We start from the raw sequence: 13736 nt of genomic DNA, 5'->3' as shown, positions 1-13736 counted from the left end.
GTGGGCGCAGGGGCTCCTTGTAGTACGTGCGGTTCAGCGTGGCTTGCCCTGCGCGACGGCCTGTTCCAGGGCGGTGCGCAGTCGATCGTACGTAGGGCCGAGTCGTCGCAGGCCCGCTGCCAGTGCTTGGTCGTCGTTGGAGACGACGGGGTACTGCAAACTGCCGAGGATGCGGGACTGTTCGGTCAGGAGGGCGGCCGGGGTGGTCAGGCCCAGGGGGGCGAGGCAGGCTGCTGCGTCGTTGAGGCGGCGGGTGCCGACCTGGATGGCGAATTCAGCGAGCAGCTCGCGGGTGTCGGGAGGCAGGTCGCCCTTGGCGACCTGGTCGGCCAGGGCTTCGAGTGCGGCGGCTCCGCCCAGTGTTCCCGGCGCGACCGGCAGGTCGTTGCGGCCGGCCAGCCACTGTACGGCGCCGGGTAGGGACTGGCGCAGGGCGTCCGTTGGGGCGACGGTCCGCTGTTGGGTGAAGGCGGAGCGCATCACGTAGGTGTCTTCGGTGTACGGCACTGTCTCCGCGCGCCAGGCTGCGGCGAAAGCCGGGGTGGGGAGGGTGGCGTACGGGTGGCCGTGCGGGTCGTGGAGGAGGACGGTGTCGTTCTCGACGGCGAGGACGACGACGTAGTGGTCGGCGCCGTTCGCGGTGCCGGAGCCGTGCTGGTACAGGAGTAGGCCCATCTCCAGTGGGCCGGCCAGGACGGGGCCTTCCGAGCAGGCGGCGCGGAGACGGGCCAGTGCCTCGTCCTGGGTGCCGCCCGCTTCGCGTGTGCAGTGCAGGCCGAGTGCCTGCACGGCGGCGTCCAGGCCGCGTTCCGGGTCCCAGCCGTACGGGTCGAACAGGGGCATGGTGCCGCCGATGAGTTGGACGCCGAACGGGGAGCCGGTGAGGGTTTCGATGAGGGCGGTCGGCGGGGCGGCAGGGCCGAGCAGCATCGCGAGGGAGTTGCTGTAGCAGTACGGGCCGGAGCCGGTGTAGGTGAGCATGGGGGCCTCGATGAGGGGAGAGGGGTGGGTGGGTGCGTCCCTCAGTGGAGTGCTTGACACCGTGACAAGGTCAAGGGGGCTCGTAAGTGGCCGGAAGGCAGGCGGGTTTGGGGGCGTGGCAGACTCGGTGGTCATGTCGGTGATCACGCAGGACATGAGCCCCGCTGTCACGTTCGGACTGCTCGCTGCCTGGGCGCTGCATGATGCGGAGGAGGTGGTCTTCGGGCCGCGGTGGATCCGTAACAGCGTGCCGGAGCTGCGGGAACGGTTTTCCGGGGTGCCGGAACGGTTCTGGAAGGCGCTGGAGGGCGTGGACCAGCGGGAGTTCACGGTCGCGGTGGGGACCATGGCGGTCGTCGTGGCCGCTGCCTCGGTGCGGGGGCACCGCACCGGTGGCCGGTCGGCCTTCTTCCAGGGGGCGGTGGACGGGTTCGGGCTGCACGGCCTGGTGCACCTCGCGCAGGCCGCGGCCGTACGGGGCTACACCCCCGGCTCGGTCACCTCACCGCTGATCGTCATCCCGTACGCGATGTGGGCGCGCGGCAGGCTTCGTCGTACGGGGTGTCTCAGGCCGACGGACGCGCGCGGGGCGGTGAGCGGCTTGGCCGTGGCCGGGGCGGCCACGGTTCTGTCCCACTTCCTGGCGCGGCGATTGGTGAGGCGCTGAGTCGGGGCGGGGCCGTGGCCGGGTACGGATGTCAGAGGGCGGCGCGTACGGCGGGCACCCGGTTGGTCGTGACGGCGTCGACGCCCGCGCGCCTGAGGCGGCGCGCGGCGCGGGGCGTGTCGGTGGTCCAGGCGGCGAACAGGTAACCGCCGTCGTGCGCCCGTTCGACCAGGTCCTCGGTGACCAGGCCGAAGTGGTAGTTGAGCCAGCGGGGGCGGACGCGGGCCAGCAGCTCGGGGCGGGGCGGGGCCGTGCGGCACCAGGACAGGGCGAGTTCGGCGGCCGGGTCGGCGGCGCGGACGGCCAGCATGGACAGGCCGCCGCCGCAGTAGTACGCGCGGTCGGTGGCGCCGGACTCGTGGACTTCGGAGACAGCGGCCTGCGCGGCCGCAGGGTCGGGGAGGTCGATCAGGGCGCGGGCGGACGGGTACTCGGCGGTGAGGGCGAGAGCGGCGCGCAGCGTGGGCACACCGCCTGCCGTGGCCTCTTCCACCTGGGCGTACGTCAGCGAGGAGAGTCTGCGGTCGTGGCCCCACAGGCGTTCCAGCGTCGGGTCGTGCAGGAGGACCGGTACACGGTCGGCGGTCAGCCGTACGTCGATCTCGACCGCGTCGGCGCCCGCTTCGAGCGCGGCGCGGAGCGAGGCCAGGGTGTTCTCGCGGTGGTCGTACGGGGCGCCGCGGTGGCCGATGACCGCGATGCGGCCGGTGGCGGGCGCCGGTGCGGCCGGACGGGCCGACGGCGCCCGCGGCGGCGCGGGGGCCGGGGCGTGGCGCGCGGCCCTCACCGCAGCCATTCCGCGGTGTAGCCGTCGATCTCCGCAGCCAGTGCAGCCTTGGCGGAGGCGTCCATGAACGACGCCTCGACGGCGTTCTTGGCCAGGGCGGCGACCCCGGCGGCGTCGAGGTCCAGCAGGCGCGCGGCGACCCCGTACTCCAGGCACAGGTCCGTGCCGAACATCGGCGGGTCGTCACTGTTGATCGTCACCAGCACCCCCGCGTCGACCATCTCCTTCAGCGGGTGCTCGTCGAGGGTGCGCACGGCGCGGGTGGCGATGTTCGAGGTCGGGCAGACCTCCAGCGGGATGCGGTGCTCGGCGAGGTGGGCCAGCAGCTTCGGGTCCTGGACGGAACTGGTGCCGTGACCGATCCGCTCGGCCCGCAGGTCGGTGAGCGCGTCCCAGACGGTCTGCGGGCCGGTGGTCTCGCCGGCGTGCGGCACCGAGTGCAGGCCCGCGGCGATGGCGCGGTCGAAGTACGGCTTGAACTGCGGGCGCGGCACACCGATCTCCGGGCCGCCGAGCCCGAACGAGACCAGGCCCTCCGGCCGCAGGTCACAGGCGATCCGCGTGGTCTCCTCGGCCGCGTCCAGCCCGGCCTCGCCGGGGATGTCGAAGCACCAGCGCAGCACCACGCCCAGCTCGGCCTCCGCCGCCCGGCGCGCGTCCTCGATGGCCTCGACGAACGCCTCGTCGGGGATGCCGCGACGGGTGGAGCTGTACGGGGTGACGGTCAGCTCGGCGTAGCGGATGTTCTGCCGCGCCATGTCACGGGCCACCTCGTACGTCAGCAGCCGGACATCGGTGGCGTCGCGGATGAGGTCCACGACGGAGAGGTACACCTGGATGAAGTGGGCGAAGTCGCGGAAGGTGAAGTAGTCGGTGAGTGCCTCGGGGTCGGTGGGGACCGCGGAGTCCGGGTGGCGGGCGGCCAGCTCGGCGACGATGCGGGGGGACGCCGATCCGACGTGGTGGACGTGCAGCTCCGCCTTGGGCAGTCCGGCGATGAAGGCGTCGAGATCGGACAACGGGTCCTCCTGGTCGAGGGGCGAGCTGGGCGTGCTGCGGACGGTGGCCATCGTATGCGGGCCCCCGGCGGCCCGAACGGCGCAGGTCTTGGCAAAACGGTGCAGGTCTTAGCATGGGCGGATCGTGAACGTGGGGGGAATGTGGGGATGTCGATGTCCGACAGTCAGCAGCCCGAGCCGCGCGACCCGTGGGCGCCGCCGGAGGACCGGAGGCCGATGCCCGCGCGGTCGGCGGGCGCGCCGACGGCAGGTGCGATGACTGGTGAGGTGGCAGGCGCGGGGGCTGGTGTGGCGGCCGGTGCGGCAATTGGTGCGGCGGCCGGTGCGGCGGGGCTGTCCGGGGCGCAGCCGACCGGGCCGGTGAAGGCCGCGTCCGTGGAGGGCGAGCTTGCGGAGGGTGGTGCCGTGGAGGGCGGTGTTGCGGGGGCTGCGCCTGTGTCGGACGAGGTGAGTGCTTCGGGGGATGCGGAGAGGGCGGGCGCTCAGGAAGTTGTGGGCGGGGCCAGTGGGTCGAGTGCTTCGAGTGGTGCGGAAGGGGTCGGCCGTGCGAGCGGTTCGGACGCTGCGGGCGAGCCCGTTCTCCCGGGCAGCCCGAACGGCCCCGGCCTGCTGAGTAAGCCGGAGGCTCCGGGCGGCCGGTTCGACGTTCCGCCGCCGCCACTCGCACCGGGTACGGCAGGGGCGTACGCACCTCCCGGTGCTCCCGGTGCTCCCGGTTCCCCCGGTTCCGGAGTGCCGCCCATAGCCGGCGCCGGGGCGGACGGGCAGCGGCCCGGCGCTCCGTACGGTGCGGCCCAGCCTCCCTACGGCTCTCCTCAGCCACCGTACGGCCCCGCCGGGCCGGGCGGCGCGCCGTACCCCGGCGGCCAGCCGGGACAGCAGCCGCCGACGGGCTACCAGCCCTACTGGGCGCCTGCCGGGCCGAACAACGGATACGGCACGGCCGCTCTCGTCCTCGGGATCGTCGGTGCCACCCTCTGCTTCACGATGGTGATCGGCTTCCTCCTCGGTGTGCTCGCGATCGTCTTCGGCATACTCGGGCGCGCGAAGGTGTCCAGGGGCGAGGCGGACAACGGCGGGAGCGCGCTGGCCGGGCTGGTCCTGGGCGGTGCGGCGCTGCTGCTGAGCGGGTTCATGGTCTGCTGGGTCGTGCTGGCGTCCGCCACCGACGAAGGCGGCGACGACCCGTGGTACCCCGGCTACTACGACGGCGGTGACTCCGGCGGCTCGACTTCCGGCGGTTCCGGCTCCGGCGGCTCCTCCTCCGGCGGCTCCCGTTCCGAGGACGACGGTCCGGACACGTACCAGGCCGCGCCCGCCCCTGACCCGCGCGTGTACGAGGCCGTGTCCGCCGACCCGGCCGCGGTCCCCGGTCTGTCGGTGCCCTCCCGCGGCCGGCTCGTCGTCTCCGCCTAGCCGTCTCCTCCGCCTAGCCGTCTCCGTCCAGCCGTCTTCTCCCGTTCAGCCCTCTTCGCCTAGCCCTCCGCGGAACCCGCCCCCGTACTCGCTCCGGACGCCAGCCGCCGGCGTGCCTCCATCAAGGCGAAGCCGAGCAGGTTGAGGCCGCGCCAGCGGGCCGGGTCCGGTGCGCGCGCGTCGGCGGCCAGGCCGATGCCCCATATCCGGTCCACCGGGCTGGCCTCGACGAGGACGCGGGAGCCGGTGCCGAGCAGGTAGTCGCGCAGGGCCGGGTCCTGGCCGAACTTGTGGACGTTGCCCTCGACGACGTACTCGAAGCGGCGCCGCCCCCACTCCGCGCTGTCGAAGCCGCGCACGGAGCGGCCGGCGTCCTTCGCCTGCTTCGGGTGGGTGGCGGATATGGCCCGCCGCTCCGCCTCAGCGTCGCCGAACAGCCGGGCCTTGCAGGCCATCATCCAGTGCTCCGCGGTGGCGTACCGCACGCCGTCGACCGTGAACGGAGCGGGCCACCACTGGCTGAGGCAGCTCGCGCCGAGCTGTCCGTCGCGGCGTGGCGCATGGCCCCAGAAGTAGAGGTAGTCGAAGCGTTGGTCAGTCGCCGCGGTCAGCTCTGCCACCGAGCGCGGCTCGCTCCCTGGCTCGTTCATCCCGGCACCCCCCCGTGCTGTCGTGCATCATGCCGGGATTCTGTCAGCGGGCACTGACAACGTGTCGGGGTGCCCCACGACGGAAATCGCAGAATCCGTCGCGTAACCAAAAGGCAACAACGGAATCACTTGTTGAGGCCCAGTCCCTCTGTCAAGATCAGCCATCGATTCCGGAAAGAGCTACGCCTGGGAGTGCCGCCGAGCGGCCCCGGCGCCCGGCGGAGGAGAGCACCATGGTTCAGCGATTCGACGTGCACGAACGTTTCGCCGAGGGCGCGCAGTTCCTCGCCGGCGAGTTGCGGGACGGCAGTTCCGGCCGTACCCAGCAGGTGGTCGATCCGGCCACCGGCGAGCAGGTGTACAGCTACCGGCTGGCCTCCACGGCGGACGTCGACACGGCCGTACGGGCCGCCGCGGACGCCTTCCCCGGGTGGGCGGGCGCGACCCCGGGCGAGCGCTCGGACGCCCTGCACCGCTTCGCCGCCGTCCTCGGCGAGCGGGCCGGTGAGCTGGCGTACGCCGAGTCGTTGCAGTGCGGCAAGCCGGTCAAGCTCAGCGAGGAGTTCGACGTACCGGGGTCGGTCGACAACGCGGCCTTCTTCGCGGGGGCCGCGCGGCACCTGGAGGGCAGGTCGGCGGGCGAGTACAGCCCCGACCACACCTCCGTGGTCCGCCGCGAGCCGATCGGCGTCGTCGGCTCGATCGCACCGTGGAACTACCCGCTCCAGATGGCGGCCTGGAAGGTGCTGCCGGCCGTCGCCGCGGGCAACACGATCGTCCTGAAGCCCGCCGAGATCACGCCGCTGACCTCGGTGATGTTCGCGCAGGCGGCCACCGAGGCGGGTATCCCGGACGGAGTGCTCAACATCGTCTCCGGCGCGGGCCGGGAGGCCGGCGAGCACCTGGTCGCCCACCCCGGCGTCGCCATGACCTCCTTCACCGGCTCGACGGCGGTCGGCAAGCGGGTCGCCGAGATCGCCACCGGCACCGTCAAGCGGCTGCACCTCGAACTCGGCGGCAAGGCGCCGTTCGTGGTCTTCGACGACGCCGACCTGGAGGCGGCGGTGCAGGGCGCGGTGGCCGGTGCCCTGATCAACTCCGGGCAGGACTGCACCGCCGCCACCCGCGCCTACGTGCAGCGCCCGCTGTACGACGCGTTCGTCGGCGGTGTCGCCGACCTGATGGCGACCGTACGGCTCGGCGACCCGTTCGACCCCGCCACCGATCTCGGCCCGCTCGTCTCGCACACCCACCGCGACCGGGTCGCCGGTTTCGTCGAGCGCGCCCGGTCGTACGCCACCGTCGTCACCGGCGGTGAGGCGCCCCAGGGCGACCTGGCGAAGGGCGCGTACTACCGGCCCACGCTCATCACGGGCGCCGCGCAGGACAGCGAGGCGGTCCAGAGCGAGATCTTCGGGCCGGTGCTGGTCGTGCTGCCCTTCGACAGCGACGACGAGGGCATCGCGCTGGCCAACGACACCCCGTACGGCCTGGCGGCGTCCGCCTGGAGCCGGGACGTCTACCGGACCGGCCGCGCCACCCGCGAGATCAAGGCGGGCTGCGTCTGGGTCAACGACCACATCCCGATCCTCAGCGAGATGCCGCACGGGGGCTACAAGGCCAGCGGCTTCGGCAAGGACATGTCCGCCTACTCCTTCGAGGAGTACACGCAGGTCAAGCACGTCATGTACGACAACACGGGGGTCGCCAGGAAGGACTGGCACCGGACCGTCTTCGGGGACCGCGTCTGACGCGGAACGGCCGTCGTCACCGGCCGGGAGCCGGTGGCATCAGGAAAGGGCACCGCGTATGGAGGACCGTCAGCAGCCCGGGGAGAGTCTGTCGCCGCCCGAACTGGCCGCCGTACGGCGCAGCCTCACCGACGGCCGGATGGCCATGACCCGGCGGTCGCTGCTGCGCGCTACCGGGGCGGGGGCGCTGGCGCTCGGCGGCCTCGGCGCACTGTCGGCCTGCGGGATCCCGCCCGCGGGCCGTACGGACGCCGGGCGGTCCGTGGACCACTCCGGGCAGGAGAAACGTGTCGTCTTCTCCAACTGGACGGAGTACCTGGACGTCAGCGACGACGGCAAGCGCCGGCCGACCCTGGACGCCTTCACCCGCCGTACCGGGATCACGGTGAAGTACACCGAGGACATCAACGACAACGACGAGTTCTTCGGCAAGATCCAGGCGCAGCTCGCCGCGGGCCAGGACACCGGCCGGGACCTGATCGTGCTGACGGACTGGATGTGCGCGCGGATGATTTCGCTGGGCTGGGTCCAGCGGCTGGACGCGGGAAATCTTCCGCATGCGTCCGGCGGTGTCGCGCGGCAGTTCCGCGATCCGGACTGGGACCCCGGGCGTGCTCATTCGTATCCGTGGACGGGCATTCCGGCGGTCATCGCGTACAACGCGAAGGCCACCGAGGGGCGCACGGTCGATTCCGTCAGCCAATTGCTCGACGATCCGCGGCTGAAGGGGCGGGTCGGGTTCCTGTCGGAAATGCGGGACACGGTCGGGCTGACGCTCCTGGACATGGGAAAGCGCCCCGAGGACTGCACGTCCGGCGATTTCGACGCGGCCGTCGCCCGGCTGCAGCAGGGCGTGGACGCCAAGCAGATCCGCCGGTTCACCGGCAACGACTACATCAACGACCTCAGCAAGGGCGATCTCGCCGCCTGCGTGGCCTGGGCCGGGGACGTCGTCCAACTGCAGCAGGACAACCCGGACATCGAGTACGCCGTGCCGAAGGCCGGGTGCATGATCTCGACGGACAATCTGATGGTGCCGAACCGGGCCCGGCACAAGGAGAACGCCGAGCGCCTCATCGACTACTGCTACGAGCCGAAGGTGGCGGCGCGGATCGCGGCGTACATCCATTACGTGTGCCCGGTCGACGGGGTACGCGAGGAACTGGCGAAGATCGACCGTGCTCTGGCGGACCATCCGCTGATTCTCCCGGACCGGGAGACGGCCGCCAGGTCGCATTCCTTCCGGGCGCTGAACGCCGGGGAGAGCAAGGAATTCGCCCAGAAATTCGCCGATCTGACGGGCGCCTGAGCAGGCCCCGGACCGGCCCGCCAGGGGCCGCCCCCGGACCGTGCCCGTACCGCCCTTCCGACCCACGGGACCACCCATGACACAGACCTCCGGCGGCGACGTCCGCCTCTCCGGGATCAGCAAGACCTACGGCTCCTTCACCGCCGTCCACCCGCTCGACCTGACGGTCCCGGCGGGCTCCTTCTTCGCGCTGCTGGGCGCTTCCGGCTGCGGCAAGACCACCACCCTGCGCATGATCGCGGGCCTGGAGGACCCGTCCACCGGCACCGTCGCGCTGGACGGCCGGGACGTCACCGCGCTGCCCCCGTACAAGCGCCCGGTCAACACCGTCTTCCAGAACTACGCGCTCTTTCCGCACCTGGACATCTACGAGAACATCGCGTTCGGGCTGCGCCGCCGTGGCATCAAATCCGTGAAGAAGCAGGTCGAAGAGATGCTCGACCTGGTCGAACTCGGTCCGATGGCGCGCCGTAAACCCCAGCAGCTCTCCGGCGGCCAGCAGCAGCGCGTCGCGGTGGCCCGCGCCCTGATCAACCACCCGCGGGTGCTCCTCCTGGACGAGCCGCTCGGCGCCCTCGACCTCAAGCTGCGCCGCCAGATGCAGCTCGAACTCAAACGCATCCAGACCGAGGTCGGCATCACCTTCGTGCACGTCACCCACGACCAGGAGGAGGCCATGACCATGGCCGACACGGTCGCGGTGATGAACGGCGGCCGCGTCGAGCAGCTCGGCGCCCCCGCCGACCTGTACGAGAACCCCGGCACCACCTTCGTCGCCAACTTCCTGGGCACCTCCAACCTCATCGAGGCCGAGGTGGTGACGGCCGGCGGCGACGACCTGCTGCTCACCGCGGGCGGCAGCAAACTGCGGCTGCCCGCCGGGCGATGTCGCACCACGGCCCGTACGGGCGGCACGGTCCTGGCGGGCGTACGGCCGGAGAAGATCAGCCTCGCGCACGCCGATGAAGCGGGTGCGATCGCCGACGGACGCAACCGGCTGACCGGCCGCATCGCCCACGCCGGGTTCCTCGGCGTCAGCACGCAGTACGTCGTCGAGACCCCCGGCGCCGGACGCCTCGCCGTCTACGAGCAGAACGTCGAACGCGACGTGCGCCTGGTGCCCGGCGCCGAGGTCGTCCTGCACTGGAACCCCGCGCACACCTTCGGCCTGGACGCCTCCCAGGACATCGGGGCCGGCGCGGACACCGCCGAGGAGACGGCATGACGACGACCACCGAGGCGCCACCACCCGCCGCCGAGGACGCGCCGCAGGTCCGGGCACGCGGCGCGCGGAAGCGGCTCGTCCCGTACTGGCTGCTGCTCCCCGGCATCCTGTGGCTGGTCGTCTTCTTCGCCGCCCCGCTCGTCTACCAGGCGTCCACGTCGGTGCAGACCGGCTCCCTCGAAGAGGGCTTCAAGGTCACCTGGCACTTCGCCGCCTACTGGGACGCGCTCGGCGCGTACTGGCCGCAGTTCCTGCGGTCCGTCGGCTACGCGGCCACCGCGACCGTGCTCTGCCTGGTCCTGGGCTACCCGCTCGCGTACCTCATCGCCTTCAAGGCGGGCCGCTGGCGCAACGTCGTGATGATTCTGGTCATCGCCCCGTTCTTCACCAGCTTCCTGATCCGCACGCTGGCCTGGAAGACGATCCTCGCGGACGGCGGCCCGGTGGTCGGCGTCCTGAACTCGTTGCACGTCCTGGACGTGACGAGCTGGCTCGGGCTGACCGAGGGGCAGCGGGTGCTGGCCACGCCGCTGGCGGTGGTCTGCGGCCTGACGTACAACTTCCTGCCGTTCATGGTGCTGCCGCTGTACACCTCGCTGGAGCGCATCGACCCCCGGCTGCACGAGGCCGCCGGGGACCTGTACGCGCGTCCGGTCACCACCTTCCGCCGGGTGACGTTCCCGCTGTCCATGCCGGGTGTGGTGGCCGGCACCCTGCTGACCTTCATCCCCGCGGCGGGCGACTACATCAACGCCGAACTGCTCGGCTCCACCGACCAGAAGATGATCGGCAACGTCATCCAGTCGCAGTTCCTGCGCGTCCTGGACTACCCGACCGCCGCCGCGCTCTCGTTCATCCTCATGGCGGCCATCCTCGCCATGGTCACCCTCTACATCCGCAAGTCCGGGACGGAGGACCTGGTCTGATGGCCGTGCTCCGGTGGCTGCGCCGCCACCTCGTCGTGCTCGCGGGCCTCGGCACGCTCGGGTACCTGATCCTGCCCAACCTCGTCGTCCTGGTCTTCTCGTTCAACAAGCCCAACGGCCGCTTCAACTACGAGTGGCAGCGCTTCTCGGCGGACGCCTGGGCCGATCCGTGCGGCGTCGCCGACCTGTGCGGATCGCTGGGCCTGAGCCTGCGGATCGCCCTCTGGGCGACGGTCGGCGCGACCGTACTGGGCACCATGATCGCCTTCGCGCTGGCCCGCTACCGCTTCCGCGCCCGGCCCGCCGTCAACACCCTGATCTTCCTGCCGATGGCGATGCCCGAGGTGGTGATGGCCGCCTCGCTGGCCACCCTCTTCCTCAACATGGGCATCCGGTTCGGGTTCTGGACGATCCTGATCGCGCACATCATGTTCTGCCTGAGCTTCGTCGTCACGGCGGTCAAGGCCCGCGTGATGAGCATGGACCCGCGCCTGGAACAGGCCGCCCAGGACCTCTACGCGTCCCCCGCGCAGACGTTCCTGCGGGTGACGCTGCCGATCGCCGCCCCCGGCATCGCGGCGGGCGCGCTGCTCTCCTTCGCGCTGTCCTTCGACGACTTCATCATCACGAACTTCAACGCCGGCTCCACTGTGACGTTCCCCATGTTCGTCTGGGGATCGGCGCAGCGTGGCACACCCGTTCAGATCAATGTCATCGGAACGGCGATGTTCCTCATCGCCGTGCTCTGCGTCCTGGGAGGGCAACTCCTCTCCGGACGCCGGAAGAGGAGCTGAGAACCATGGCACGAGCTGCCATGAGCACCCCCGCCCACGCCCTCGCGGACGCCGCGCCGGTCTCCTTCTGGCTGGACGACGAGGACCGTCCCGCCGCGCTGCCCGCCCTCGTCGGCGACGAACGCACCGACCTGCTCGTCGTCGGCGGCGGCTACTCCGGACTGTGGACCGCCCTGATCGCCAAGGAACGCGACCCCGGACGCGACGTCGTCCTCGTGGAGGGCCAGGAGGTCGGCTGGGCCGCCTCCGGCCGCAACGGCGGCTTCTGCGCCGCCTCCCTCACCCACGGCCTCGGCAACGGCCTGGACCGCTGGCCGGACGAGCTGGCGAAGCTGGAGGAACTCGGCGCCCGCAACCTCGACGCCATCGAGGACACCGTCGCCCGCCACGGCATCGACTGCGCCTTCGAACGCACCGGCGAGATCAACGTCGCCACCGCACCCCACCAGGTCGCCGAGCTGAAGGAAGGCGCCGAACAGGCCGCCCGGCTCGGCCTGGACGGCGTGGAGTTCCTGGACCGCGAGGCGCTGCGCGAACACGTCGTCTCGCCGACCTTCCTGGCCGGCCTCTGGGACCGTACGGGCGTCGCCATGCTCAACCCGGCCCGCCTCGCCTGGGGCCTGAAGAAGGCATGCCTGGACCTCGGCGTACGGATCTACGAGCACACGCCCGCCACCGCGCTCGCCGCCGACGGCGTGGGCATGGCCGCCCGCACCCCGTACGGCCGGGTCTTCGCCCGCCGGATCGCCCTCGGCACCAACGTCTTCCCGTCCCTGGTGCGCCGTGTCCGCCCGTACGTCGTGCCCGTCTACGACCACGCGCTGATGACCGAGCCGCTGTCCGCCGAGCAGCAGGCAGCCATCGGCTGGCAGGGCCGCCAGGGCCTGTCGGACAGCAACCACCATTTCCACTACTTCCGCCGCACCGCCGACGGCCGCATCCTGTGGGGCGGCTACGACGCCGTCTACCGCTTCAACGCCGCGGTACGGGCCGAGTACGACCACCGTCCCGCCACGTACGAGAAGCTGGCCCGGCACTTCTTCCGGTGCTTCCCCCAACTGGAGGGGCTGCGCTTCACGCACGCCTGGGGCGGTGCCATCGACACCTGCTCGCGCTTCTCCGCCTTCTTCGGCACCGCGCACGCCGGGCGGGTCGCCTACGCCGCCGGGTACACCGGCCTGGGTGTGGGCGCCACCCGCTTCGGGGCCGAGGTGATGCTCGACCTGCTGGCGGGGGAGCGGACCGAACGCACCGAGCTGGAGATGGTCCGCAAGAAGCCGCTGCCGTTTCCGCCGGAGCCGCTGCGCTGGGCCGGGATCGGCCTGACGCAGTGGTCGATGACACGGGCCGACACCCACGGCGGGCGGCGCAATCTGTGGCTGCGCGCGATGGACAAGGCGGGGCTCGGGTTCGACAGCTAAAGGCTGGTGGGGCCCGGGCAGGTTCCGGAGGGGCGCGTTCCGTACCCGGCCGGTGTCCGGGACCCGCCGTCCGCCCCTCCCGCGCGCCGGTACACCACTCCGCGCCCCCGCCGGCTCCGGTCTTCCGTGAAAAACCCCGGCAAACCCGTGTAAGGATGCCGCCTCCGCCGCCTCTCACCGGGCGGACAGCGGTCCGAGGGGACCGCGGAAGCGAGGAGACATGGACCCCGCGGGGGCGAAGAACGCAGTGGAGTGGCTGGCGACGGCGGCAGCGGACCCGGACGCCTGCCGGTGGGAATGGGAGCGCAACCCCCTCGGGGTCGCCCTGCTCCCGGCCGGCCGGCTCTGGGACGTGCTGATCGTGCCCGGCGCCCTGGGACGCCCGACCCTGGACGTACTGACCCGTGTACTGGACCAGCCGGGACCGGTCCTAGCCGACTTCGGGGGCACCCGTACGGGTTTCTTCGTGCCGCCGGGCACCGCGGCACGCTGGCTCGGCACCGGCGTGCGCGGCGCGGGCGACGGCAGTTGGATCGTGGTGCCGTACCCGGGGCGGGCGACGGGCGGGGTGCGCTGGCTGGTCGTCCCGGACGGCACCGGGCGGCTCACCGAACCGGCCGTGCTCGAACTGGCGATGCACGAGGCCGCCGCACGGCTCGCCGGGGACCGGTGAGAAGACCGGCGCGGCGGCGCCGTGAGACAGGACACAGCCGTGCTTTCCCCGGCGCGGCGTTGAGTCCTCCGGCGCCCGTATCCGTGGTCCCGAGTGGGACGCCCGACAGGGCTCCCC

13 protein-coding genes are annotated in these 13736 nt (G+C 71.9%); 9 read left to right on the top strand and 4 right to left on the bottom strand.

The annotated features are described in order from the left end of the window. Window positions 1-33: 33 nt before the first annotated feature. A complete protein-coding gene (locus EJG53_RS11155) occupies window positions 34-981 on the bottom strand; it encodes a hypothetical protein (protein ID WP_125049310.1) in 948 nt (315 codons plus the stop codon). A gap of 133 nt (window positions 982-1114) precedes the next feature. Here EJG53_RS11155 and EJG53_RS11150 point away from each other — a divergent pair, with 133 nt between their 5' ends. Next, a complete protein-coding gene (locus EJG53_RS11150; RefSeq protein WP_125044725.1) occupies window positions 1115-1648 on the top strand; it encodes an HXXEE domain-containing protein in 534 nt (177 codons plus the stop codon). Window positions 1649-1679: 31 nt separating this feature from the next. On the opposite strand, the gene EJG53_RS11145 is transcribed toward EJG53_RS11150, so the two are convergent. Together EJG53_RS11145 and EJG53_RS11140 are read right to left on the bottom strand one after the other, a co-directional pair. Further along, entirely contained in the window at window positions 1680-2435 is a 756-nt protein-coding gene (locus EJG53_RS11145) for a glycerophosphodiester phosphodiesterase (RefSeq protein WP_371858675.1), read from the bottom strand. Beyond that, window positions 2432-3454, bottom strand: coding sequence for an adenosine deaminase (locus EJG53_RS11140; protein ID WP_125049309.1), 1023 nt, complete (start codon window positions 3452-3454; stop codon window positions 2432-2434). The genes EJG53_RS11145 and EJG53_RS11140 overlap by 4 nt, the downstream gene beginning before the upstream one ends. Window positions 3455-4186: 732 nt before the next feature. Here EJG53_RS11140 and EJG53_RS41055 point away from each other — a divergent pair. Then, on the top strand, window positions 4187-4870 hold the full coding sequence (locus EJG53_RS41055; protein ID WP_167515096.1) for a DUF4190 domain-containing protein: 684 nt from the start codon (window positions 4187-4189) through the stop codon (window positions 4868-4870). 59 nt (window positions 4871-4929) lie between these two features. Here EJG53_RS41055 and EJG53_RS11130 read toward each other — a convergent pair whose 3' ends face one another. Next, window positions 4930-5520, bottom strand: coding sequence for an NADAR family protein (locus EJG53_RS11130; protein WP_125044722.1), 591 nt, complete (start codon window positions 5518-5520; stop codon window positions 4930-4932). A 233-nt stretch (window positions 5521-5753) separates the two neighbouring features. On the opposite strand from EJG53_RS11130, the gene EJG53_RS11125 reads away from it, so the two are divergent. From EJG53_RS11125 to EJG53_RS11095, 7 genes are all read left to right on the top strand, one after another. Beyond that, the gene (locus tag EJG53_RS11125) at window positions 5754-7271 is read left to right on the top strand and encodes a gamma-aminobutyraldehyde dehydrogenase (protein ID WP_125044721.1); all 1518 of its coding nucleotides are present in this window, start codon (window positions 5754-5756) and stop codon (window positions 7269-7271) included. Between the two features lie 58 nt (window positions 7272-7329). Then, window positions 7330-8580, top strand: coding sequence for a polyamine ABC transporter substrate-binding protein (locus EJG53_RS11120; protein ID WP_125044720.1), 1251 nt, complete (start codon window positions 7330-7332; stop codon window positions 8578-8580). Window positions 8581-8656: 76 nt separating this feature from the next. Further along, window positions 8657-9805 (top strand): ABC transporter ATP-binding protein, encoded by a 1149-nt coding sequence (locus EJG53_RS11115; protein WP_125044719.1) that lies wholly within the window; start codon window positions 8657-8659, stop codon window positions 9803-9805. Continuing rightward, a complete protein-coding gene (locus tag EJG53_RS11110; RefSeq protein ID WP_125044718.1) occupies window positions 9802-10731 on the top strand; it encodes an ABC transporter permease in 930 nt (309 codons plus the stop codon). The genes EJG53_RS11115 and EJG53_RS11110 overlap by 4 nt, the downstream gene beginning before the upstream one ends. Then, window positions 10731-11525 carry an ABC transporter permease gene (locus tag EJG53_RS11105; protein WP_031008845.1) on the top strand — a complete coding sequence of 265 codons (795 nt, stop codon included), beginning with the start codon at window positions 10731-10733 and terminating at the stop codon, window positions 11523-11525. The genes EJG53_RS11110 and EJG53_RS11105 overlap by 1 nt, the downstream gene beginning before the upstream one ends. A 5-nt stretch (window positions 11526-11530) precedes the next feature. Beyond that, a complete protein-coding gene (locus tag EJG53_RS11100; RefSeq protein WP_125044717.1) occupies window positions 11531-12946 on the top strand; it encodes an NAD(P)/FAD-dependent oxidoreductase in 1416 nt (471 codons plus the stop codon). 220 nt (window positions 12947-13166) lie between these two features. Then, entirely contained in the window at window positions 13167-13619 is a 453-nt protein-coding gene (locus tag EJG53_RS11095) for a bifunctional DNA primase/polymerase (RefSeq protein WP_125044716.1), read from the top strand. Window positions 13620-13736: the final 117 nt, after the last annotated feature.

This window comes from Streptomyces chrestomyceticus JCM 4735, from assembly GCF_003865135.1.
In the GTDB taxonomy this organism is placed as follows: Bacteria; Actinomycetota; Actinomycetes; order Streptomycetales; family Streptomycetaceae; genus Streptomyces; species Streptomyces chrestomyceticus.
The sequence above is the reverse complement of the archived record's forward strand: the minus strand, read 5'-3'. Positions and strand labels throughout refer to the sequence as shown.

Bases quoted from the DNA above. Each gene is read 5' to 3' on its own strand.
- EJG53_RS11155 (WP_125049310.1), bottom strand. From the start codon at position 981: ATGCTCACCTACACCGGCTCCGGCCCGTACTGCTACAGCAACTCCCTC.
- EJG53_RS11150 (WP_125044725.1), top strand. From the start codon at position 1,115: ATGTCGGTGATCACGCAGGACATGAGCCCCGCTGTCACGTTCGGACTG.
- EJG53_RS11130 (WP_125044722.1), bottom strand. From the start codon at position 5,520: ATGAACGAGCCAGGGAGCGAGCCGCGCTCGGTGGCAGAGCTGACCGCG.
- EJG53_RS11125 (WP_125044721.1), top strand. From the start codon at position 5,754: ATGGTTCAGCGATTCGACGTGCACGAACGTTTCGCCGAGGGCGCGCAG.
- EJG53_RS11120 (WP_125044720.1), top strand. From the start codon at position 7,330: ATGGAGGACCGTCAGCAGCCCGGGGAGAGTCTGTCGCCGCCCGAACTG.
- EJG53_RS11115 (WP_125044719.1), top strand. From the start codon at position 8,657: ATGACACAGACCTCCGGCGGCGACGTCCGCCTCTCCGGGATCAGCAAG.
- EJG53_RS11110 (WP_125044718.1), top strand. From the start codon at position 9,802: ATGACGACGACCACCGAGGCGCCACCACCCGCCGCCGAGGACGCGCCG.
- EJG53_RS11105 (WP_031008845.1), top strand. From the start codon at position 10,731: ATGGCCGTGCTCCGGTGGCTGCGCCGCCACCTCGTCGTGCTCGCGGGC.
- EJG53_RS11100 (WP_125044717.1), top strand. From the start codon at position 11,531: ATGGCACGAGCTGCCATGAGCACCCCCGCCCACGCCCTCGCGGACGCC.
- EJG53_RS11095 (WP_125044716.1), top strand. From the start codon at position 13,167: ATGGACCCCGCGGGGGCGAAGAACGCAGTGGAGTGGCTGGCGACGGCG.